23 protein-coding genes, 3 pseudogenes and 1 riboswitch are annotated in these 21,744 nt (G+C 40.9%); of the genes and pseudogenes, 9 read left to right on the top strand and 17 right to left on the bottom strand.

The window, feature by feature from the left end; translation table 11 throughout:
- Positions 1–17: 17 nt before the first annotated feature.
- A complete protein-coding gene (locus tag NYE63_RS06290) occupies positions 18–1,634 on the bottom strand; it encodes a long-chain fatty acid--CoA ligase (protein WP_342604509.1) in 1,617 nt (538 codons plus the stop codon).
- 606 nt (positions 1,635–2,240) lie between these two features.
- Between NYE63_RS06290 and NYE63_RS06285 the strand changes: the two genes are divergently transcribed.
- Positions 2,241–3,119 (top strand): dimethylarginine dimethylaminohydrolase family protein, encoded by an 879-nt coding sequence (locus tag NYE63_RS06285; RefSeq protein WP_342604508.1) that lies wholly within the window; start codon positions 2,241–2,243, stop codon positions 3,117–3,119.
- Between the two features lie 161 nt (positions 3,120–3,280).
- Positions 3,281–3,394, top strand: a pseudogene (locus NYE63_RS06280) (diadenosine tetraphosphate hydrolase); the annotation flags it as partial.
- Here the strand turns inward: NYE63_RS06280 and NYE63_RS06275 are convergent.
- From NYE63_RS06275 to NYE63_RS06230, 10 genes and pseudogenes are all read right to left on the bottom strand, one after another.
- Positions 3,385–3,713: pseudogene (locus tag NYE63_RS06275) on the bottom strand (diadenosine tetraphosphate hydrolase); the annotation flags it as partial. The pseudogenes NYE63_RS06280 and NYE63_RS06275 overlap by 10 nt on opposite strands.
- 126 nt (positions 3,714–3,839) lie before the next feature.
- Positions 3,840–4,235, bottom strand: coding sequence for a hypothetical protein (locus NYE63_RS06270; RefSeq protein ID WP_342604507.1), 396 nt, complete (start codon positions 4,233–4,235; stop codon positions 3,840–3,842).
- A gap of 170 nt (positions 4,236–4,405) precedes the next feature.
- Positions 4,406–5,050, bottom strand: coding sequence for a sulfite exporter TauE/SafE family protein (locus tag NYE63_RS06265; RefSeq protein WP_342604506.1), 645 nt, complete (start codon positions 5,048–5,050; stop codon positions 4,406–4,408).
- Positions 5,051–5,071: 21 nt separating this feature from the next.
- The gene (locus tag NYE63_RS06260) at positions 5,072–5,887 is read right to left on the bottom strand and encodes an urease accessory protein UreD (RefSeq protein WP_133348865.1); all 816 of its coding nucleotides are present in this window, start codon (positions 5,885–5,887) and stop codon (positions 5,072–5,074) included.
- Positions 5,884–6,501 (bottom strand): urease accessory protein UreG, encoded by a 618-nt coding sequence (gene ureG, locus NYE63_RS06255; protein ID WP_342604505.1) that lies wholly within the window; start codon positions 6,499–6,501, stop codon positions 5,884–5,886. Before ureG ends, NYE63_RS06260 begins: the two co-directional genes overlap by 4 nt.
- A gap of 49 nt (positions 6,502–6,550) precedes the next feature.
- Complete coding sequence (locus tag NYE63_RS06250) at positions 6,551–7,237, bottom strand: urease accessory protein UreF (protein WP_342604504.1); 687 nt, start codon at positions 7,235–7,237, stop codon at positions 6,551–6,553.
- A complete protein-coding gene (gene ureE, locus NYE63_RS06245; RefSeq protein ID WP_342604503.1) occupies positions 7,230–7,676 on the bottom strand; it encodes an urease accessory protein UreE in 447 nt (148 codons plus the stop codon). Before ureE ends, NYE63_RS06250 begins: the two co-directional genes overlap by 8 nt.
- Positions 7,677–7,685: 9 nt before the next feature.
- Positions 7,686–9,395, bottom strand: a complete 1,710-nt coding sequence (ureC, locus tag NYE63_RS06240; protein ID WP_342604502.1) for an urease subunit alpha — start codon at positions 9,393–9,395, stop codon at positions 7,686–7,688.
- Between the two features lie 4 nt (positions 9,396–9,399).
- Positions 9,400–9,714 carry an urease subunit beta gene (locus NYE63_RS06235; protein ID WP_063577125.1) on the bottom strand — a complete coding sequence of 105 codons (315 nt, stop codon included), beginning with the start codon at positions 9,712–9,714 and terminating at the stop codon, positions 9,400–9,402.
- A gap of 13 nt (positions 9,715–9,727) precedes the next feature.
- Positions 9,728–10,030, bottom strand: a complete 303-nt coding sequence (locus tag NYE63_RS06230) for an urease subunit gamma (RefSeq protein ID WP_048687392.1) — start codon at positions 10,028–10,030, stop codon at positions 9,728–9,730.
- A gap of 342 nt (positions 10,031–10,372) precedes the next feature.
- Here NYE63_RS06230 and NYE63_RS06225 point away from each other — a divergent pair, with 342 nt between their 5' ends.
- Positions 10,373–10,822: a DinB family protein gene (locus NYE63_RS06225; RefSeq protein WP_342604501.1), complete on the top strand. Its 450-nt coding sequence runs from the start codon at positions 10,373–10,375 to the stop codon at positions 10,820–10,822.
- A gap of 333 nt (positions 10,823–11,155) precedes the next feature.
- Here NYE63_RS06225 and NYE63_RS06220 read toward each other — a convergent pair whose 3' ends face one another.
- The 5 genes and pseudogenes from NYE63_RS06220 to NYE63_RS06200 all read right to left on the bottom strand — a co-directional run bounded on the left by NYE63_RS06220 (position 11,156) and on the right by NYE63_RS06200 (position 14,572).
- The gene (locus tag NYE63_RS06220) at positions 11,156–11,428 is read right to left on the bottom strand and encodes a transcriptional regulator SplA domain-containing protein (RefSeq protein ID WP_230160273.1); all 273 of its coding nucleotides are present in this window, start codon (positions 11,426–11,428) and stop codon (positions 11,156–11,158) included.
- A 114-nt stretch (positions 11,429–11,542) separates the two neighbouring features.
- Positions 11,543–12,409 carry a Cof-type HAD-IIB family hydrolase gene (locus NYE63_RS06215; RefSeq protein WP_342604500.1) on the bottom strand — a complete coding sequence of 289 codons (867 nt, stop codon included), beginning with the start codon at positions 12,407–12,409 and terminating at the stop codon, positions 11,543–11,545.
- 148 nt (positions 12,410–12,557) lie between these two features.
- Positions 12,558–12,914, bottom strand: coding sequence for a YlbF family regulator (locus NYE63_RS06210; RefSeq protein ID WP_034314741.1), 357 nt, complete (start codon positions 12,912–12,914; stop codon positions 12,558–12,560).
- Between the two features lie 72 nt (positions 12,915–12,986).
- Positions 12,987–14,041 (bottom strand): annotated as a pseudogene (locus tag NYE63_RS06205) (DUF445 family protein).
- A 324-nt stretch (positions 14,042–14,365) separates the two neighbouring features.
- Positions 14,366–14,572, bottom strand: a complete 207-nt coding sequence (locus NYE63_RS06200) for a hypothetical protein (protein ID WP_342604499.1) — start codon at positions 14,570–14,572, stop codon at positions 14,366–14,368.
- A 37-nt stretch (positions 14,573–14,609) separates the two neighbouring features.
- On the opposite strand from NYE63_RS06200, the gene NYE63_RS06195 reads away from it, so the two are divergent.
- From NYE63_RS06195 to NYE63_RS06170, 6 genes are all read left to right on the top strand, one after another.
- Complete coding sequence (locus tag NYE63_RS06195) at positions 14,610–15,623, top strand: YheC/YheD family protein (RefSeq protein WP_342604498.1); 1,014 nt, start codon at positions 14,610–14,612, stop codon at positions 15,621–15,623.
- A gap of 16 nt (positions 15,624–15,639) precedes the next feature.
- Positions 15,640–16,710: a YheC/YheD family protein gene (locus tag NYE63_RS06190; protein WP_342604497.1), complete on the top strand. Its 1,071-nt coding sequence runs from the start codon at positions 15,640–15,642 to the stop codon at positions 16,708–16,710.
- Positions 16,711–16,713: 3 nt separating this feature from the next.
- A complete protein-coding gene (locus NYE63_RS06185; RefSeq protein WP_342604496.1) occupies positions 16,714–18,081 on the top strand; it encodes a YheC/YheD family protein in 1,368 nt (455 codons plus the stop codon).
- The gene (locus NYE63_RS06180; RefSeq protein ID WP_342604495.1) at positions 18,078–19,274 is read left to right on the top strand and encodes a YheC/YheD family protein; all 1,197 of its coding nucleotides are present in this window, start codon (positions 18,078–18,080) and stop codon (positions 19,272–19,274) included. Before NYE63_RS06185 ends, NYE63_RS06180 begins: the two co-directional genes overlap by 4 nt.
- Before the next feature lie 63 nt (positions 19,275–19,337).
- Entirely contained in the window at positions 19,338–19,541 is a 204-nt protein-coding gene (locus NYE63_RS06175; RefSeq protein ID WP_251433303.1) for a YheE family protein, read from the top strand.
- Positions 19,542–19,626: 85 nt separating this feature from the next.
- Positions 19,627–19,815, top strand: a complete 189-nt coding sequence (locus NYE63_RS06170) for a hypothetical protein (RefSeq protein WP_076367325.1) — start codon at positions 19,627–19,629, stop codon at positions 19,813–19,815.
- Between the two features lie 501 nt (positions 19,816–20,316).
- Positions 20,317–20,518, bottom strand: a riboswitch (cobalamin riboswitch).
- A 112-nt stretch (positions 20,519–20,630) separates the two neighbouring features.
- Here the strand turns inward: NYE63_RS06170 and NYE63_RS06165 are convergent.
- Positions 20,631–21,458: an MBL fold metallo-hydrolase gene (locus NYE63_RS06165; RefSeq protein WP_342604494.1), complete on the bottom strand. Its 828-nt coding sequence runs from the start codon at positions 21,456–21,458 to the stop codon at positions 20,631–20,633.
- Positions 21,459–21,744 lie beyond the last annotated feature (286 nt).

Genomic DNA, 21,744 nt, shown 5'->3' with positions numbered 1-21,744 from the left:
AATATAGCATTATTTATTTATTTATTTATATATTTATCTTGAAGTTGATCGCGCAATGCCCTTTTCAGGAACTTCCCAACACCGGTTTTCGGGATTTCATCCAAAAAGACCACTTCATCAGGCAGCCACCATTTTGCAAACTGCGGCTTTAAAAATTCGATGATGTCCTCCTGGGACACTTGCCCCTTGTATGCGTCCTTCAAAACAACACAGGCAATCGGCCGTTCCTGCCATTTTTCATGAGGCACTGCAATTACCGCCGCCTCAAAGATTCCTTCGTGGGCCATTAATGCATTCTCTAAATCTACGGAAGAAATCCACTCACCGCCGCTTTTTATCAAGTCCTTAGTCCGGTCGACGATTTTCACGAATCCTTCTTCATCAATCGTGACAACATCCCCCGTATACAGCCAGCCATCTTTAAACGTATCTTCTGACCGCCCATCCTTAAAATACTCATTTGCTATCCAAGGGCCCCTGATCAGCAATTCGCCCATTTCTTTTCCATCAGGTTTCACTTCGCCATCCTGACCGATCACTTTAATTTCTATCATTGGCGAAACAAGCCCTTGCTTGGCCTTCAACTCATAAAGTTCTTCTTCAGGGAGGTCTTCCTGATAGCTTTTTGGTTTGGATACAAATACGAGCGGGCTTGTTTCAGTCATTCCATAGGCATGCAGGAATGGTATCCCATACTTTTGTTCAAAGGTTTTAATCATGCTTTTCGGAGCTGCCGACCCTCCGCATAAAACAGCACGAATGCTGCTCGTATCATGGCAGCCTTCTTCTAGCTCCTTCAATAAGCCCAGCCATATCGTCGGAACCCCTGCTGCGATTGTAACCTTCTCCGTTTCTATAAGCTCAGCCAAAATCTTTGGGGTGAAATAGGGTCCCGGTAAAACCATCTTCGTTCCAAACCAAACACTGGCAAAAGGCATCCCCCAGGCATTCACATGAAACATGGGCACGACAGGAAGGGCCACATCACGTTCGCTTAATGCTGTAGAATCGGCAAGCCCCAGTGCAATCGCATGCAACAAAATTCCGCGATGTGAATAAACCACACCTTTTGGATTCCCGGTCGTGGCGGAAGTATAACATATGCCGGCAGGTGCATTTTCATCCAAGGTTTGAATGAAGGCCTGTTGCGGATTCCCTTCGGCTAATAATTTTTCATAATGGTAAATAGGTGAAAGGGTCGTATCGGGCAGCTCCTCTTTATCCGTCATTATGATATAACCTTCCACTGTCGTTAACTCATCTTTAATTGCTTCCAAAAGGGGGATGACGTCCGGGTCTATCAATAATAATCGATCCTCCGCACTATTGACGATATAAGAAACATGTTGAGGAGACAGACGCATATTAATTGTATGTAGGACAGCACCATGACAAGGAATTGCAAAATAAGCTTCTAAATGACGATGATGGTTCCAGGCAAGTGTTCCAATGCGGTCACCTGTTTGAATACCGAATTTTTCAAGATTACTTGTCAGCCTTCTTGTACGCTCAGCAATCTCAGCATATGTAAATGTATGAATTCCACCATCCGTACGCGAAACTACCTCTTTCTTAGGAAAATATTTTTCAGCCCTCTCAATGATTTGAGTCATGATCAATGGAGTATCCATCATTACAATCTCCCCCTTATATTAAAAGCATGCTCATTATATATTCGACCAGAAAAAAAATAATCCTTTTTCCCTAGGTTCCTTTTACGATTATTTTGAATCCGGCTTAATCTAGATGATATTTTCAAATAAAAAAAGGATCTAAACTAGTTCCTTTCTGTTTGACGACAAAAAGGACGTTCGGAATGCTCTTACCCCGAACCATGTTATTAATTGAAAACTTGGTCACCCTTCATGTTTTTTTACTTTTTTTATATGGATGAAACCCTCACTAGATTGAAGAGATTTGCGACACTCCTGCCAAATAATTGGCTAGTTGAGACCCCAAAGCCGCTTGCGGTGAGAAGGCCTGGCAGACAGTCGGCGGAAAGGGAGTGGATTTCGGAACTCAACTGGAACGTTTAAAAACTGCAGGCAAACTGGCTTTTCTTCGAATTGAAAGGATCTAACCGGTATATATCGGAATCAGTTATTAGGAGCGTAATCTAAAAAGTTATTTTTTAAACCATCCAACTTTAGTGGTGCAGTTCTCTGACATATTTTTTATGTTTCTTTCTAGAAAAAAGAGGAAATAGTAAAGATACAATTATATTTAGAGGGAGCTCATTTATGGTAAACAAAATAAACGAAGAACTAGAAGCTTATTGTGCGAGTGAATATTCAAAGCTATTACGGGTGATGGTCTGTGAACCCCGTTATATGGAGATTCGGGAGATCATTAACGAAACTCAAAAAGAGTTTCAAGAAGAAAATATCGATCAAGTACTTGCCTTGGAGCAGCACGCCCAATTTATAAAGGCTCTTGAACATGAAGGGATTGAGGTCATAAAACTTCCGCCGGAATTTACATATCCAGAACAAGTCTTCACGAGAGATATCGGTTTCACTCTTGGCAATACCGTTTATGTAGCTGAGTTGGCTACAGGTATCAGGCAGGGGGAAGAACTAATATTGAAATCCTGGCTCGAAACGAACGATATCCCATTTGTCAACCTCCGCAAAAATCATATCGAGGGCGGGGATGTCATTATTGATGGAAAGACTATCTATATTGGAATCAGTGAAAGAACGGATGAAACATCCATCAAGCATCTTCAAACCTTATTACCGGAATACGATGTCATCGCGGTTCCTTTTATTGAAAAATTCCTTCATTTAGATTGTGTATTCAATATCATATCACCTACAGAGGCGCTTATTTTTCCAGAGTCCTTTACAAAAAAAGAGTTGGATTTATTAGGTTCACGTTATGACATGATCGAAGTGACTAAAGAAGAGCAATTCACATTAGGAACCAACGTGCTTTCGATTGGGAATAAAAAATTATTCAGTCTTCCATGTAATACACAGGTAAATAGTCAGCTACGTGAACGCGGATACGAAGTCATTGAAGTCGATATAAGCGAAATCATCAAGTCCGGTGGCTCTTTCCGTTGTTGCACCATGCCACTATTGAGGACAACGAACAAGAAGACTGATTTAGCCTGAGCAGAATGAAAGAAACCGGACTTGTATGCAAGTCCGGTTTCTTTCTCCTTTTATAAACAAGGTGTTATCAAACATTATTATAGATTTTGGGAAATCACGCATCTGTTTCTTTGGAAAAGGAAGGATTAAGGGTTTAGTTCTTTTTTTAATGCCTCGATACCATGGTTCCTCGATATGAATGGATGTACGAGTTTGGACGTTCGGTGGAATCAGTTAGAACGGTTTTGCTGCATGCAAGAAAGAGATTGAATAATGTTGAAAATTTCCAAGTATGAAAATGGTGGGTAGTATCCTCATTGTAAAAGTAATAAACATGTTCTATCCCTAATATTTCCCTTTGTGCTTTTCTAATCTTGGATAATAAGTTTATGTAATCAACCTTTTCTGGTTTATTTATTTCATCAAAGCACTTAAAATGGCGTTTAGATGCTAAAATAACTAAACCTTTAATGGGATATGCAACGTCTTGGTGAGCATGAAAATATTCAGATTCGACTATTACACCACCCTCGGCTTCTACCTCCCCACTTGTCAAAGCACAGCTTAAACATTCAACTTCCACCGTTTTCCATTAGATAAAGTAATTTTCCTCATAAGTCCCCCTAAAGATTACACCTTAAAAAGCCGGCTACGTTAAATACTCTAACTCTGATGTTATTCGGGCACATGATAAAAAGTTGCTTGTCTGGAATTTTGAAAGTAGGAATCTTCTCCTTTTCATTAATGCAGCAGTCTTAATATAGTTTCAGAATCCTTTCTATTTAACTGTACATACTGGCTATGTTCATCCTTCGTCAATTCTACAATATTTTCATCAGTATTAACCCAAACATAAAATACAGCTATTTTACCTTCGCTTTTTTCATCATTAAAATAAAAGATGAAGTCCGCCTTAGGATGATCCTTCTCCAATGCGAATTCTTCCCACTCAGCATTCTTTACTATTTCTTTTGTTTTTTCTGTTTTCCCCATTTCTATCTTTTCTTTATATGCTTCGAATTTGTAGTTTTTACCTTCATATTTTTGAACGGAAATATGTTCTTGCTTTGTTGTGCAACCTGAAGCTAACGTTATTGATATTAGGCTAAGTGCAACCAGGAACGGTTTCCTTTTCATTACATGTCATCTCCTCACACCCAAATGGATTAATTATCCAATATATTTCATTATACTAGTCCACTCAAAAGAGTAATAGGAATGTTTATCGATTTATTAACAGCAAAAAAACCCTCAAGCTTTTGGCTTGAGAGTTCATGATCCTTGTATCCCTTGCATATGGCCTGCATTCACCCAAACCATACAGAAAATAGTTCCTCGTTGATGCCTAGATTGTACATATAATAGATTCCGAAAACCGTGCTTATCACACCTGTCAATCGGATGAGTAAACGATTGACTTTTTTGGAGGAAGAGCTCGTGACAAAGGGGATGCTTAAAATCGTAGTGAACAGAAGCATGCCTATACAAGTACCCACACCAAATATGATAATGTAGATTGCCCCCTGCCATGCTTCATCAATCGTACTTATAGTAAGAAGGACCATTGCAGCACTGCCTGCAAGTCCGTGGACAATTCCCACTATCATCGATTTCAGATATGTAGCCCGTCCTGTATGGTCATGCCGCTCCGGTTGCTTCCAAGAAAAAATCGTCGTGAAACCTAAATATACCAGCATGATTCCCACAAGAAATTCCAATGACATTGCCCAAGCTTCCGGAATTTCGTTTTTCAAAAGGATCAGGATGACACCGAACACGAAAAGAGTAAGTGTATGCCCGATTCCCCAAAATACGCCTGCAAGTGAAGATTTCCATATTTTCTTGCTTTGGCTCGCAATCGTAGAAACGGCAATGATATGATCGGGTTCCAGAGCATGCTTGATGCCTAATACAAATCCAATCCCTAAAACCAGCAATAAACTCATTTCCATAAAACACAGCCTTTCCCTTTACTAATATTTACGATAAAAAATTGGATCCTCCCGAAGGATTTTCCTTCGGAAGAGATCCTCACAAACTGAAAATACCTTTTCTATCTGTTGAGTTTGATTTGCCAATACCCGCAGCATCAAACCACGTATCGGCAGCTGGGAAAAACCTATTCTAACATTGCTTCCTAACGGGGAAAGCATTTCATCTAGCTCGGTAATGAATTCCCCATCCACCTCTTGATATATCAATAATAGCGAGCCAAAATGACTGTATCCTTCCAATAAAAGTACAGAGTCCATCTCGTCTGAAGGATTCAGAAACAAGTGGTCCATTATCAGCCTTTTACCATCTTGAAACACATTCAATTTGGATCGGATCCAATCATATGTAAATGTCCCCCTGCTCTCTGACCATCCTGGTGTAAATATATCAGTCATCAACAATCCCGCTCCGCTTTCCATATGTATCGTCGTATCCTGAATATATCGGGCAGATTCATAGGCAATTACAGGGTCCTGCACATAGGTAAGAAAACTTTCCTTTTTTAAGACTAACTCGGTTTTCTGCACTGCCGGCTCATCCATCGTTTTGTATATCTTTGTCGCAGACTGTGTCGTCAATGTCATTGTAGCCCCTTCTTCCAAACAAAAAAGCTGATGGTACTTGTCACCACCTACATAGCCGCCTCCAACATGAATGAGAAAATAGGTAGGTGAAAGTTCATCAAGAAACACAGGACGGGACAATTTGAATGCCCCGTCATAATAAGCATCACTCACTATCGTTCGAGCATTTTTCAGCACCGCCTTTAAGCGAATGCTGCCTGTCCAACTCATTGCTCAAGACCTACTAGAAATGCCTCTGACTTTATCCAGTTGACGACATCAGTCAAACCCTTTTCGTCTTTTAAGTTAGTAAAAAAGAAAGGTTTATTCCCTCGGGTCGTTAATGTATCCCTCTCCATCACTTCCAGGCTTGCTCCTACATACGGCGCCAAGTCCGTTTTATTAATGATGAATAAATCCGATTTAATCATTCCCTGGCCACCTTTCCGAGGGATTTTCTCTCCTTGTGCGACATCAATGATATAGATTGAAAAGTCAACGAGTTCAGGGCTGAAGGTCGCCGCTAAATTATCACCGCCGCTCTCCACAAAGATCAAATCCAGTTCCGGATGGAGTTCCATCAATTCATCAATGGCTGCAAAATTCATCGAGGCGTCCTCACGTATCGCTGTATGTGGACAGCCGCCTGTTTCCACACCAATGATCCGATTTTCAGGAAGTACACCATTTTTCATTAAAAACAGCGCATCTTCTTTTGTATATATATCATTCGTTACAACTGCCATGCTGAAGTCATTTTCCATTACCCGTGTCAACTTCTCGACAAGCATCGTTTTTCCGGCACCAACCGGGCCGCCTACACCTATTTTGACTACTTGTTTCATCCATTTCGATTTACCTCCATATGAGGCAAACCTGTCACCTCTTTTCTGGTTAACTCATAAATAGTCTTACATGTAAACCCTCATGCCTCATTTGGGCGATTTCCAATCCCGGCAGTGTCCGTCCGAGTTCATCCTCTGGAAGTCCTTTAATGAATGCAACGGCTGTCTGGATGACCTCATGTGTCCAAAATAACAATGATTGTCCAGCTGTCTGACCTAAAGGGATCCCTCTTACTGCATTTTGGATCAGCGAGGACACGGCTGCATACAAACAGGCATGAATGGCCATTTCTACGGTAAGGTTCAGTTCGTTACACACAAGCGCAAATACAATGGCCGGATGTCCATAGCATTGTTTTCCTTGGATTTTCTTCAAGTATTCCGATAACTCTTCGGATGGGTATAAGTTCGAGCATAGTTTAGCCATCTGCTGTCCAATTCTTTTCGAGGCTTCCCTGGATTCCTGGGCGGAGCATGCGGCATAAAGCAACTCATCCAGATCCCATATTCTTTCAGCCCTACGACTACTTACGAATTCATATGCAAGCCGGCACCCCAGTCCATCTGTATAAGTTAAAGATTTAGAAATGTATACCTTCAAAAACGCCTTTAAAGAATTTGCATCATGGATCTTCCCTTCTTGAATGTAAGTCTCCATCCCGAATGAATGGGAGAACGACCCAGAAGGAAAATTGGAATCACAAAGCTGGATCAACGGAAACAAACGTTCAATCATGTGAATGGCCGATATGACGGAATGCCTGCTTCACCTTTCTCTTTTCACGACGAAACGGTATATCAAGTTCCATTAAAAGCTCTTCCACCAGGTAATCATATTGAACAAGCATTTCATCCCCATCAAATTGGGCAGGTAAGTGGCGATTTCCCAATTGATGCGCTATATCGCCCATCTGCCCTAGAGTTGTAGGCAAGATCGTCAAAATATCGTCATCTATCGTATGGATCACAATCATATTATTTTCATCCATATAAAGGATGTCGCCATCCATCAAATCCTTGTTTTCTTTAAGGCGTATCCCTATTTCATTTCCATGATCCGTTTTAACCCTTAGTATCCGTTTTCTTAATGCATCGCTTTCCAGATAAACCTTTTCCATATGTTTCGCTTTTTTTTCAACAAACTCTATATTCCCCAATACTTCTTCAACTATCATGTTATCACCTCAGAATAAAAAGTATCGTTGCGCCATCGGCAGGATTTCCGCAGGCTCACACGTAATTAAATCACCATCCACCGTCACTTCATATGTTTGCGGATCAACTTCTATGACAGGGGTCTCCCCGTTTAACTTCATATCTTTTTTTGTAAGATTGCGAATGTTCGAGACAGTCCTCACTATTTTTTTCAAACCAAGGTCATCATGAATTCCCGCTTCATATGATGCTTTTGATAGGAACGTAATCGACGTACTCGCAACGGCCTTTCCAAAACTTGCAAACATCGGGCGGTATAACACGGGTTGAGGCGTTGGAATCGAAGCATTCGGATCTCCCATCATACTGTGCGCGATCATGCCCCCTTTTAGAATCATGTCCGGTTTAACTCCGAAAAAGGCTGGATTCCATAGCACCAAGTCTGCGAATTTCCCTTCTTCCACAGATCCGACGACATCAGAAATCCCATGTGTAATTGCAGGATTTATCGTATATTTGGCAATATAACGCTTAACGCGGAAATTGTCCCCTTCCCCTGTATCCTCCAGCATTTTGCCACGCTGCTTTTTCATCTTATCGGCAGTCTGCCATGTTCGTAGTATAACTTCTCCTACACGACCCATCGCTTGGGAATCGGAGCTGATCATGCTAAAGACGCCCAGGTCATGAAGAATGTCTTCAGCTGCAATAGTTTCTTTTCTTATCCGGGAATCGGCAAAAGCGATATCTTCCGGAACGGATGGATCCAAATGATGGCATACCATCAGCATATCCAAATGCTCTTCCAACGTATTGATGGTGTATGGACGGGTAGGGTTCGTCGAGGACGGGAGAATATTAGGATAACTAGCCGCCTTGATGATATCAGGGGCATGCCCCCCGCCCGCTCCTTCGGTATGATATGTATGAATGACACGGCCGTCGATCGCTCTGATCGTATCCTCAACGAAACCACCTTCATTAAGCGTGTCGGAATGAATCGCCACTTGAACATCGTATTCGTCAGCCACCATTAAACTTGTATCGATCGCTGCAGCTGTCGTGCCCCAATCTTCATGTAATTTCAGCCCGATCGCACCAGCCTCTATTTGCTCAGCAAGCGGTTCTTTGGCCGAGGAATTGCCTTTACCCAAAAAACCGAGATTCATAGGGAAATGATCTGCTGCTTCGAGCATTTTATGTATATTCCAAGCTCCCGGAGTACACGTCGTGGCGTTCGTTCCCGTTGCTGGTCCGGTTCCCCCACCGATCATTGTCGTGATCCCGCTTGACAGTGCAGTCTCGATTTGCTGCGGGGCAATGAAATGGATGTGGGCATCAATACCACCAGCTGTAACGATCTTTCCTTCAGCTGCAATTATTTCGGTAGCTGCTCCTATCACCATTGTCACCCCATCCATCAATAGGGGATTTCCCGCTTTTCCTATAGCTGAAATATTTCCATCCTTCACGCCAATGTCCGCTTTATAAATGCCTGAATAATCGATGATGATCGCGTTGGTGAAAACAAGATCCATCACCTCATCTCTTGAAGCGGTTGGATGTTGCCCCATACCATCACGGATCACTTTACCCCCGCCAAATTTCACTTCATCCCCGTACTTTGTAAAATCCTTTTCCACTTCTATAAAAAGCTCGGTATCTGCCAATCTAATTAAATCCCCTGTTGTCGGACCAAACATGTCGGCATATTGCTTACGTGACATCTCATGACTCATATTTTCACTCCTTATCAAGCGGACCATTCGTTTTATTACTTAATCCATAAACTTCCCTCTTGCCGCTGAATGGGACCAGTTCGATTTCCTTCGCATCACCCGGCTCAAAACGGACAGCTGTACCGGCAGGAATGTTCAGCCTTTTCCCAAAAGCATTCTCACGAATGAACTCCAGTCCAAGATTCACTTCATAAAAGTGAAAGTGTGATCCAATCTGTATCGGACGGTCTCCCCTGTTGATGACTGTTATGACCGTTGAAATCTTTCCCTCGTTACATACCACCGGTTCTTTTTTCAAGATATATTCACCTGGTATCATGGCCTCCTCCTCCTTACTGAATCGGATTATGAACAGTCACAAGCTTTGTACCATCCGGAAACGTCGCCTCAACTTGAATATCATGAATAATCTCAGGAATCCCATCCATAACATCTTCACTTGAAAGAATCGTCCTGCCAAATTGCATCAGTTCCGATACTGATTTCCCATCCCTGGCGCCTTCAACTATTTCATAGGTAATCAAGGCAATGGATTCCGGATAGTTCAATTTCAAGCCGCGATCTTTTCGCCTTCTTGCCAAATCTGCCGCCACTACAACCATTAACTTTTCCTGCTCCCTTGCTGTTAAACGCATACCCTCTCTCCTTTTGCCAAACTATACCGCCAAATATTCCAAGTACTCCCCATTAAATTTGGATACACTCTTCCCTCGCAATAAACACATACACTGACTTTAATTACCATCATCTTGTTTCTCTTTCCGCACCTTAACTTTACATATTCATGTAAGTTTACCTGACATTATTTTAATTATAATAAATTATCTGACAATTACAACCCTTAAAATGAAATAAATTGTAAATCGATAAGCCCTTCCCTTTTGAAAGGCTTATCTAAAATTTGATAATATTGAAATATCCTTGCTATAATTTCATGAGTAGCGGTAAGAAAAACAAGATTGAAAGGGGAATGTAAAATGAATTATATTAAAAATCAACTGACAGCCATGCGCGGCAATCTTTTAAAAGAAATCGAGGGAATCAATCCAGAGTTTATGGATGTGCAGCCTGAAGGCTTTAATAATACAATCCATTGGCACATTGGACATGTCCTTACTGCAGCGGAAAAATTTTTATTGAACGCCAACAGCAATTTGCCAGCGAATTACAGCCAGCTATTCGGATATGGTTCAAAACCTGCCGACTGGACCGGGGATGTACCTACAGTTGAAGTTTTAAAGCAACAGTTGCATGATCAACTTGGTCGACTTCTTGAAATTCCGGAAGAACGACTGACAGAAAAAACGGCACAGCCTTTCAACGGAATGGAAACAGTGGGAGAATTCATTAATTTTGTAGTCTTGCATGAAACCAATCATATAGGCCAAATTCACGCAATGAAACTATTCGTACAATCCAATAACTGAGATTATGTAACTGTCACTCTGTTTTTCTTGAAAAAACGAGTGGCAGTATTTTTTAATTAAGACAGAAATTCACCAGTCAAATTTGCTGTTTTAATCACTAATGGCTTCTGACATGTGAGTATCGGTAAGTTTAGAGCAAATACTCGTGAGTTTCGTGCTTTTACTTGTAAATTCGGAGCATCCACTCGTGAGTTTGGTTCCTTTCTATGGGGCCAATCAATGCCAAGCTACGTTTGTTCAATGCTCTAATTTAATAATCAAAAGGAGCCCCCGCTTTTTAAGCGAGGGCTTTCATCTGTTCATTCTCTTTCCGTAAAGCGAAGTATTCGCTCTTCAAGTCATTTGGTCCTGGTTATCCATATAATCACTGTATGCTTTTTCCGCTGCGGCTTCCGAAGTGAACAAAGCATCATCATCCTCAATCGTATGAAATGTATCGTTCAGGAACAAGGCAACTGCATTGGGATCTTTGGGATGCGGTACAATTTCCGCTGCCCTTATATTCGAAACGGTAGGAACATGCGGATTATTATAAATCACAAACACCTCGTCACCGACTTGCACTTCTTTTGCATTGATTACACCCATTGAATTCTTCCTTTCCATTACTGATTTTCCTTTAGTTTATGGAAAGAAACTTATAATTATTATGAAATATAACAGGCCTCGCAAGCGACATTACCTGAATGGGGCCCCTTCTATATGAAGGAGCCCCGCCATTCACTTAAGCATATTCATCTTTTGTAAAAAATCGATCGGATGCTGTTTCCGGAAAAATTCCCTCAGCATATAGGCAACACCATCTTGATCATTGGAGCGCGTCACCCATTTTGCAACTTTCCTTACTTCCTCATCCGCATTGCCCATGGCAACTCCCAAACCAGAACCGGCAATCATCTCCATATCATCCAATCCATCTCCAATCGAGACGATTTCCGTTCTTTTCACCTCTAAATGGTCAGCTAGATACAATACACCACTCCATTTGGAAACACCCTTAGGAACGATTGTCACTTTATGTCCTGGATGTAAGATTGCATCCACTTCAGGGAACATTTCCTTTATCAATTTCAACATATCATTTCGATCACTTTTTTCTGGAAATATTATGTCCATCTTCGTCGGGGCCATCGGCTGGTCAAAAAGCTCTTCACTGATATCGTCCACATAATTTTGAGCATAAATATTTTGATCATTCATATACATAACCGTTTTACCAAGCAAATTCTCGGGAAGGTTCACCCGATTGCCCAGCGAGTATTTTTCATGAACGAGCAATATTTGGCACGTGGTCTTTTCAAGCATTTGTACGAGCTCTGCAGTCAGTTCTTCTGATATTCTTTTTACCATTATAGGCTTTTCTATGGAAGCTCCGACAAAGGCTCCTTGCTGAGCAACGATCATCGGATTTATTTTTAGGGCTTTGGCCACTTTTTTTGCTGAGTGATAGTTTCTTGACGTCACAAGTGCAACATGGACACCTTTTTGGTGAACATAATCTATTGCTTCTTTAGTCGATTTATTTAAACGGCCATTCGATTGGAGCAATGTCCCGTCGATATTGACCGCAAGTAATCGATATACCATGCTGATCTCCCCCATCTGTAGTATCCTCTTTCAAATTTATGACTAAAATTTCGAGAATAGAACAAATAGTGGTTCATGACCCTTGCACCGGTGCTTTTAGGGAACAAAAAAACCCCCAACCATTATAGAAGGGAGTCTCTCCAACTGCTTATTGCTGTTGTTCAGGTAAGCCATATAAATCTTCAAGCGGCTTCATGATAATTTTATTGAGGTCTGCGATGACCATGCTCATCCGTTGTTCAGCTTCCATCAATTGTGAAATGGTTGGGTTTTGTTGGACAAGCTGTACTGTCTTTTGTGCTTGCTCAACCTCTTCCGGTGCAATCTCCTGTCCCATCATTTGCTTTTGCTGCAATGACATCTGCAGATTACGGAAGTTTTCAAACATTCCTTTTGTTGCTTCATCAGAATTGACAAGATCATATAAGCGTTGCAAATCGGCATATTCATTACTTGCCCTAATCGCCTTTTCCATTTCATACGCTGCATCATATACGTTACTCATTTTTTCCCCTCCCGGTAATCATTGTATTCCTACACCTTTTCCACTATAACAAATCCGATTGCGAATTACACGTCATCCTATAAAAACAGTTACGAAACCTTGAAATAAACCGATTATTCCACCAAGCAGAACCCCAAGGTATGTGATCATCGACAATTCCTTCTTAGTGATGGAAACGACCATTTCCTCAAGTCAGGAAACCGAAAATGCCGAAACCTGTTCTTCCACGATATCGTCCAAATGCAGTTTTTGGAAAAGCGGCTGAAAATGATTGATTAAGTAATCGGCACCTTTTTCCACGAAGATCGGGACGCCTTTTTCCACAATGGTGTCCATGAAATTAGCCGTCAATTCTCGAACCGGCTTCTTCATGATCGAAGCGACAGGCAGCATTTCAGCCGTTTTTTCGGTAATCAATTGTTTTATCGTTTCTCGTCCGACCATTCCCTCGATTTTCTCTACATCCCATTTCTCGAGATTTCCCCACTCTTTCACCATCATCACTGACAATATATCAATCGTTCTCGATTGTTCAAAAAATTTAATGATTTCCGGCTGAATCTTATCAATTAACTTTTCTTTTCCAATGAACATCTGAATTAAATTGATCAGCTTGCCCCGTTCCTTGAAAAAATCATCCAACATGTCTTCAAGACGGCTTTTGCCTTCTGCACTGTCAAAATATTCTTTTCCCTTTTTCACAATGAAACGTGAAAAATCAGGAATCGAGTCGAGGGCTTTTTGCTGGATGTGCGGCGGGACGATATCCTTCAAGCTCTTGCTCCTGTTCTCTTCCGACCAGGTTTCATATTTACCAAGAATGAATGTTTGTAATCTCTGTTCTAACGTAAATGAAGAATTCTTGATTCCCAATTGATCAAGCAATTGAGCAGTACTTTTTTCCGTGGACAATGCTTTCTTTACTTCTGCCTTCACGAAAATTTTCATATTCTGTATAGAGGCATCATTGATGACTTTACTTTGAATGCTCTCTGGCGTGATTAAATGATCAACCACCAATTTGCCTAATTGTTTGGCTAACTCATCTGCCTCTTCGGAATCAACCCTGGTGTCAACGGCAGCTGTTTCCCGAAAATATAGATTGGTTTATAAGGTCTGAACAGCATTCGGATAGCTAATAAATTAGTGAAGCCACCTATTACAGCACCTACGACGACCATAAACAGTATCGTCATCCAAAACTCAGCCATGAAATTTCTCCTTTTATTGCTTGAAATAGAGGCTTGATGACACCTTCTATTTAAAAAAACATAGAATGTGTTATCCACATTTGCCCAGCATTTAATTATTAAAGGATATCAAACTTAGTGCAAACGGGGAATTATTATGAACCTTAACCATCAGAAAGTTTTCATTACGGTAAATCCCGCAGAGACTAGAAAGAAGGCGCTACTGTTTATCGAAGAAAAACTATTTAAGGAATGGGGCCTTCAATTTGGAGAACCCGTAACGATCATGGCTGGATGCCGTTCCGTTCCGGTACTTGTCCAGCCATTTCCGTCATCCCAGCCTACATTGAAACTTTCATATGATATGAACCAAATTTTATCCTTACCCGTTTTTTCCGATCCAATCTCCGTCTCATACCATGCGGAGGGAAGGTCAATTAAAATAGGCCCATTCTTCGCTTCACTCATGAACCAGACTCCCTTACAAGACGGGACATTCGGCGAGATGGAAAAATTTTATCAGGAAATAAAATCATATTGTAATCAGCAGGGCATCCCCTTCTATTTAGTAAAACTGCAGTCTCTTCATGATGGAGTTGTGGAAGGTTACCTGCCAGGGCAAGATGGCTGGCAAACCATGCCCCTCCCCATTCCTGATGTATTTTATAACCGGATTCATTCGCGAAAACTTGAGGAATCGCATTCTTTCAAGCTGTTTAAAACTGAACTCCAGGAACTGTCAAAACCGATGTTCAATGGAAGGTTCCTCTCCAAACATCATGTACATGAGCTGCTAATCTTAGAAGATGAGCTGTTGCCAAATTTGCCAGAGACGATACTTTTTAACGAAAAGGAATCTTTCTTCACATTTATAGAAAAGCATTCGGTAATCTACTTTAAACCCGTATCAGGCAGCCAGGGCAGAAATATTTTCAGATTAACGCAAGTAGCTGATAAATGGAAAATCGAGCAATCTGGACATCTCCAGGATGTGCATTTTGCTGATACGGATGAAAAGTTGTATGAAACCTTAAAAAGGTTTTCCAGAAAACAATCCTTCATTCTTCAAAAAGGGATTTCCCTATTCGAAACCGATCAGAGAAAAGTTGATTTCCGCATACTTCTTCACCGGAACGAACAGCTTGAATGGAAAGTTTCATCAATGGTTGCCCGGATTGGGGACCCTGGTACTATCGTTTCCAATATTGCACAAGGCGGATTGATGAAAAATGGGCCGGATTTTCTAAAGGAAGCATTTGACCTTCAGGACGCCAGCAGCATATATCAAAAGCTCGTACGACTGGCTAAAAACACTGCCCAGGCCTTAGTGGTAAACCATGACGATTCATTCGGTGAGCTAGGGATCGATTTAGCACTGGATACCGATATCCATCCATGGATCATCGAAGTGAATTCAAAACCTTCGAAAAAATTTCAAGGCAACTATGAAACCTTTCGTCCATCAGTAAAGTCAATCATAGATTTCATGCTTACCCTTAACCGCGAAAACCATCCATAAAAGGAGTTGCTAGCACGTGTTAATAGGATTAATGGCCGCGTCGGATTCACATGAAAACAACTACTTCACCGAAATAGCCAAAACCGCTAAATCATTTAATATGAAAGTTTGTAAATTCTCACCGGAAAATATTGATATGGATTTAAAAAAGGTGCGGGGCGAGCGTTTTGATGCCGAGAACGAAACTTGGATCGCCGCATCTTTTGATTTACCTGATTTTGTATATGATCGCTGTTTTCACGGATTAGTTCGTGAGTCAACGGAAACGCGACACAAAATCGATTGGTTAAAAGATAACTCGAATTTCTTAGGGCTGGGCCTTCCTGGTAAGTGGGAAGTGTACCAAATCCTAAAAAACCATCCACACCTACAGGCATTTTTTCCAGAGACCGTACAAGTGACGACACCTGAAGATATTACAGGTCATTTGGAACGCCTGGATAAAATCATCATCAAACCTGAATTCGGTGCAGGAGGTACAGGAATCTATCTTCTTTCAAATACCGAAGACGGCACTTTAGTATCCATGACGAAAAAGGGCACCAAATATGACCGCCAATTCTCTTCCAAATCTCAGCTTAACAAATGGCTGCAGCATTTATTAAATCGATACCGTTACCTCTGCCAGCCATATTTGGAACTTTGCAACCAAAATAACGAGCCATTTGATTTACGGATTTTACTTCAAAAAAACGAGAAGAATCACTGGATGGAACGGGGCCGCGGGATTCGGACGGGACAAAAAGACGGAATTACCTCAAATCTTGCCACAGGCGGGGAAGCCATTTCACTGGATACTTTCATCAAAAGAAACCCAGAAACGATTACGATTGCTGTCGAACGAAAAATTCAGCATATCCTTCGCACCCTGCCCATAGAAACCGAAGCTGTCTTTGAAAGATTATTCGAGTTGGGGATTGATCTAGGCATCGATAAAAAAGGTCAAATATGGATAATGGACATTAACTCGAAGCCCGGAAGGAAAATCATTCAGGTACTACAGCCGGAGACCATGAAAGATATTCATCGCGCACCATTTCAATATAGCCAGTATTTAGCCGAACATCTTCAGAAAGCAGGTGAATAGACAGTGAGAAAGACTTATCCTGCCGAAATTGCCGCTATCCCTGGCAATGTTCTCTTCTACCCTTCAGAGCTTGGAGATTTGGCAGAGATTGAATTAATTTATTTCGGACGACATTCATGTCCTGCCATCGTCAAACAAAACCCGGCAGTCAATCAATCAATCGTCCTATCGAAAAGTCTTGCGGAATCTCTAATATTCGATCATACCGATATTCCCCTTCATTTATTCATATACGGCAAGAGCATCCATATCGGACCGCTTGTCGGAATTTTTTCTTCAGGCTTCACCGGCCTTTCAAACAAACCATTAGGGGAGAGATCGGAATTTTTCTCAAAGCTCCTTTCGCTTAGCAGGACCACAGGCTGTATCCCCTTTGTTTTTGGTGAGAATGTAATCAATTGGGATGAGGAGACAATCAAAGGCTATGTATTTGATAACGATGACTGGCATATTAATGAATTTCCTTTTCCTAATGTCATCTATGACCGTCTCCCAAATCGTTTGACGGAAAACCGCGATGGACCTAAAGAAGTGAAGCAAAAATTTCAAAAAGAATATACCATTCCATGGTATAATCCAGGATTTTTCAATAAATGGGATGTAAATGAAAGGTTATGCGCAGATGAGCGGGCACTGTCTTATTTGCCGGAAACGTACCCATTTCAATCCATGTCCGTGGTGGAAACCCTTCTTTCCCATTACCGGCAAGTTTATATAAAGCCCATTCACGGCAGCCTCGGTCTAGGGATTCACCAAATTCTTTATGATAAGCATGAGGATGTTTACTATTGCCGCTATACAAATGAAGCAAAAGAAAATAAACTGCAAAAGTTTTCCACATTGGAATCCATCGTTAAACATATTTTTCACGACCGACCCCTTGAGAATCTTATCGTGCAGCAGGGCATCCCATTAATTCGATCTGAAAAACGTCCAGTGGATTTCCGGGTCCATTCGAACAAGGATAGTAATGGAAAATGGCAGGTAACCGCGATTGCCGCAAAAATCGCCGGCGCCGGCAGCGTCACGACCCATATTAAAAGCGGGGGTGTCATCAAAACGGTTGCCGAACTGTTTGGAGATGACGATGAGGCCAAAGAAGTCGAACGAAAGCTATCGGAAGCCGCGCTGATTTTAAGTGACAGTATAGAAAAGAACTTGGATGGCATCATTGCAGAAATAGGATTTGATTTTGGATTGGATAAAAAAGGGCAGGTTTGGATGTTTGAAGCCAATTCCAAACCGGGACGTTCCATCTTCTCCCATCCAAAACTCAAGGATTTCGAATTGCTGACCAGAAAGCTAAGCCTTGATTATGCCATTTATCTTACGGAACAGACGATTACAAAATCAATCAGTGTGCCGCGATGAACATTTTTTACGATATCCACACTGAAAATTGGTACCACACTCATGAGAATGCGGAGCTTTTCGCGGGCTCTGCCCAAGAGAAAATCAGCTATAAAAAGGACCATTCAAATCAACCCCTTATTCCAATCACAATGTTTCCAGGTAACCGGATGCTTGCCGTCGGAATTTTAACTATTTCCAATCCCAAAAAGGAATCAGGTTTGGGTGGAAACCTGAACCTTTTTCGGGACCTATCCTTATATTTATTGAAACATGGAATATTGGCGTATGTATTCACAGGAAATGCCCTTCATTCCGAGTCGATGAGAGCTTATGTTTTTTCCTCCATTTCAAACAAGTGGACCGCATGTAAAGTGCCCTTACCTGACATCGTCTATAACCGTATCCCCTCGAGGAGCTATGAGGCGTCAGAGGAATTCCAAAATCTCATCAAATATTTTAAAGAATGCCGAATGAATCTATTCAACCCCTGTTTTATAGATAAATATGTGATGTTCGAAGCATTAGCGGAAGATGGATCCCTCACCAATCACCTTCCCCCCACCATGGTCTTACGAAACAGCGGTTGCCTTGATGTTTTCCTGGAGACCTACAGGCATATATACCTTAAACCCTGCAAAGGCAGCCAAGGAAAGGGCATTTATACTATAATCAAAAACGATGATGATACACTATTGTTCAATAGCTTAAAGCATAGTGAGTCCTTCCCGGACTACGCGTCATTCTGGGAAACAAAAAAAAGGGATTTATTAAAAAGGAGCTACATTGCTCAACAGGCGATCATACCAAAAAAACTTTTTGGACATCGTTACGATTACCGGATTCTCGTCCATTATGAAAAAGGTTTTTATAAAGTGACCGGCAAAGCGGTAAGAATGTCACAAACTCAGGAAATCACCACCCACACTCCCCGAGGGGGTAAGCTTTTTCCTTATCAAGACCTGCAATCAAGAAGCCTGAATCTAAAATTAGCGAATATCGCCCAAAAATGCGGAGAGATACTTTCAAAAAAAATCGGGTTTCTCGGAGAGTTTTCCATTGATATAGGGGAAGACGAATCAGGCTCTCTCTTCATATACGAAGTGAACTCAAAGCCCATGCAATTCGATGAGGAGGAAATTGAAACAAACAGGCTTTTGCATTTAAAAAATCTTTTCATTGAATTAACTTTTCCTAACCTGACAATAAAATAACACCTCCAGACGCTGTTTTCCATTATAATTATATGAGAAACTGTATATATGGAGGTAATACATATGATCACTCATTTTCAATGGGCACCATTGCATAAAAATCTGCCAGGATGGAAAATTTCCTTTTACTTCAACAAGCAGGCAGTCCAGGCCTTGTATCATAAAGATGGATCCATCGAGTGGACAGCCAATCCGCCCTCTGAAACAGATGAAACCAAACTCAAAAGCATGATACATGATTTAATGATCTTCCATGTATACGAATGACCCCCCTTTACATTCATGAAATCCCTAAACTGAATAAAAAAAACTCCTTTGCCTAAACTAAAGAAAAGGCTAGGAGGGATTTATTTTGGATAAAGAAAAAATGACATTTTTGAAGGATACCGAATATGACGGCAAGGATTCCGTTTACCTGGATATCGACCGTATCATCAATGAAGGAATGGCGGGCGGAAATGTGTATGAAGTCGCTAACCTTCAGAACATCGAAGAAGCACATGACTTTTATGATGAAACAGATCCAAACGAAAATAAATAATAATGTTCGGAGCCTCCTTTAGGTGGCTCCTTTTTATAAAACTGCCAACTCTTCCTCTAGCCCGAACATTTCTTTATTAATTATTACATAAGCCTTTTCAAGATTAAGTAAATACTCTACTTGTTCTTTTGAATTTTTTGCCTTCACATTAATTTACTTGTTCAACCTTGCATAATTTTCACTTAAAGAAACCATTTCTTCCCCAGAAAAATTAGATATAACCTGAGCTTAAAAAAATCCGTATAGTACCTAACTGTTCCAAACATGCATTACACCTCTTTAAATTTTGTTCATAAAGAATTCTTTTCTCTGTTCCATAGGAAGAAGAGATCTCCTTATGATTTTGATAATAAGTCTACTATTGTATCGGATTCCTTCTTTAAAAATAAAAAAACAACTTCCCATTAGAAGTTGTTAGAGTGCAAACGAAACATAACAAAAAATAAAAAACATGCTCTTGTCAATTTTCGCATTTTACACCTCCTATCCTCGTAGGCTTATGATGCTGTGCTAAAAATAGGCAGGTATCCTGGCTCATGATCATCGCTTTTCGAACCTTCCCATCCCCTTTTGCAGAAGACAGTGGCATTACTCGAATCGCTCCCATATACAGTTGCGGGACAGCGACGGAATCTAACCGGACTTCCCTTTTAAGCAGACACTCCCCAAAAACATTGCCTGCACCTTTTTCTAGACGTATTAATGTATCAAATCATCCCTTAAATTACAATTCGTGCTTCGTGTTCAAAAAGAAATTGCTTAGAACCTCCTCCATTTCTTACGATTTTTCTTCTTCCATTACACAAAATCACTACTTAGTGTTTTGCTAGATTATCCTTATTAATCAATACATTTCCTTTTAATATCGATGTAATGATATGCTCTGAATCCCATTCATGCCCAGATATCTCGATAAGTGGATAGCGGTTCGGTAAAACGACCTGCTGGATTTCATGAACGGTCAGTCCTTGAGAATGTAAGCGTAAAATTTCACCTTGGAGGTTTTCCAAATAATCGAGTTTTTTTCGAAACATTTCCTTCCCATCAGGCACATGCCCAGCATGGCAGCAAAACACTTCCCTGAAGTCATATTGAAGTAATTTTTTTATGGAATCGATGATGACCGGGACAGACTCTTCCCGTAAGACAAGCTTTGTTTTTGGCGTTACGAAAAGGTCTCCTGAAAAGAGCAACCCATTACTGTGATTCAAATACACCATATGGTCCTTCGCATGACCAGGGGTAAAAATCGGCTCCCACGTTTGGGTACGGGAATGAATGGCCTTCCCTAGCGGCTCAGCTTTAAAGGCGTCTCTCTTTCCCCAGAAATTTTTGCGATATTCAGGATATACAGCATCCTTTGCACAAACCTCAACCGACATCGGGTGAATGAAAAGCGGGACCTTTTTATGTTCCTGTATCCATGCAGCGCCCCCCGTATGGTCTTCATGATAGTGGGTCAGGGCCACTGAGTCGAAGTCTGCGGACTCATAGAATGGAATAAGTTCATCCAATAAAATCTCTGCTCCAGTATCTATCAATAGGCCATCCGTTAAAAAGACATAAACACTCATCCCCGACTTGTTCACGCCAGGAGTCCCGTGCACACAAACCACATCATTTATCGTCTTAAGCTCTATCATTCATTTACCTCCCCCATCATTGTATAAAAATAGTTTTATTTTCCTTTTCATCTTCCTTTTTTTAACTTTACCATAATAAATGTAGTACCACTTTACCTTTTTGACAAGGAAATATTGGAATAATTAACCTAGATGAAAATGTTGGATTATTGCATAAGAGCCCTTTTTCCACGAATCTTTTTAACGGACCGTACCAAATTTAACGATAAAAAAATCATCCCAAAATCACAGAAACGATTGACATTGTCGAATTTTACAAATAATATAGATTATATTATAAAACTTG

This window comes from Peribacillus sp. FSL E2-0159, from assembly GCF_038643155.1.
In the GTDB taxonomy this organism is placed as follows: domain Bacteria; phylum Bacillota; class Bacilli; order Bacillales; family DSM-1321; genus Peribacillus; species Peribacillus simplex.
This window is presented reverse-complemented; position numbering and strand designations above follow the sequence as displayed.

Bases quoted from the DNA above. Each gene is read 5' to 3' on its own strand.
- ureE (WP_342604503.1), bottom strand. From the start codon at position 7,676: ATGATAGTTGAAGAAGTATTGGGGAATATAGAGTTTGTTGAAAAAAAA.
- NYE63_RS06260 (WP_133348865.1), bottom strand. From the start codon at position 5,887: ATGAGTTGGACAGGCAGCATTCGCTTAAAGGCGGTGCTGAAAAATGCT.
- NYE63_RS06200 (WP_342604499.1), bottom strand. From the start codon at position 14,572: ATGAGTGAAGCGAAGAATGGGCCTATTTTAATTGACCTTCCCTCCGCA.
- NYE63_RS06265 (WP_342604506.1), bottom strand. From the start codon at position 5,050: ATGGAAATGAGTTTATTGCTGGTTTTAGGGATTGGATTTGTATTAGGC.
- ureG (WP_342604505.1), bottom strand. From the start codon at position 6,501: ATGAAACAAGTAGTCAAAATAGGTGTAGGCGGCCCGGTTGGTGCCGGA.
- NYE63_RS06195 (WP_342604498.1), top strand. From the start codon at position 14,610: ATGGAAAAATTTTATCAGGAAATAAAATCATATTGTAATCAGCAGGGC.
- NYE63_RS06250 (WP_342604504.1), bottom strand. From the start codon at position 7,237: ATGATTGAACGTTTGTTTCCGTTGATCCAGCTTTGTGATTCCAATTTT.
- NYE63_RS06290 (WP_342604509.1), bottom strand. From the start codon at position 1,634: ATGATGGATACTCCATTGATCATGACTCAAATCATTGAGAGGGCTGAA.
- NYE63_RS06285 (WP_342604508.1), top strand. From the start codon at position 2,241: ATGGTAAACAAAATAAACGAAGAACTAGAAGCTTATTGTGCGAGTGAA.
- NYE63_RS06180 (WP_342604495.1), top strand. From the start codon at position 18,078: ATGAACATTTTTTACGATATCCACACTGAAAATTGGTACCACACTCAT.
- NYE63_RS06225 (WP_342604501.1), top strand. From the start codon at position 10,373: ATGAATTATATTAAAAATCAACTGACAGCCATGCGCGGCAATCTTTTA.
- ureC (WP_342604502.1), bottom strand. From the start codon at position 9,395: ATGAGTCATGAGATGTCACGTAAGCAATATGCCGACATGTTTGGTCCG.
- NYE63_RS06230 (WP_048687392.1), bottom strand. From the start codon at position 10,030: ATGCGTTTAACAGCAAGGGAGCAGGAAAAGTTAATGGTTGTAGTGGCG.
- NYE63_RS06210 (WP_034314741.1), bottom strand. From the start codon at position 12,914: ATGAGTAACGTATATGATGCAGCGTATGAAATGGAAAAGGCGATTAGG.
- NYE63_RS06175 (WP_251433303.1), top strand. From the start codon at position 19,338: ATGATCACTCATTTTCAATGGGCACCATTGCATAAAAATCTGCCAGGA.
- NYE63_RS06220 (WP_230160273.1), bottom strand. From the start codon at position 11,428: ATGGAAAGGAAGAATTCAATGGGTGTAATCAATGCAAAAGAAGTGCAA.
- NYE63_RS06215 (WP_342604500.1), bottom strand. From the start codon at position 12,409: ATGGTATATCGATTACTTGCGGTCAATATCGACGGGACATTGCTCCAA.
- NYE63_RS06165 (WP_342604494.1), bottom strand. From the start codon at position 21,458: ATGATAGAGCTTAAGACGATAAATGATGTGGTTTGTGTGCACGGGACT.
- NYE63_RS06235 (WP_063577125.1), bottom strand. From the start codon at position 9,714: ATGATACCAGGTGAATATATCTTGAAAAAAGAACCGGTGGTATGTAAC.
- NYE63_RS06270 (WP_342604507.1), bottom strand. From the start codon at position 4,235: ATGAAAAGGAAACCGTTCCTGGTTGCACTTAGCCTAATATCAATAACG.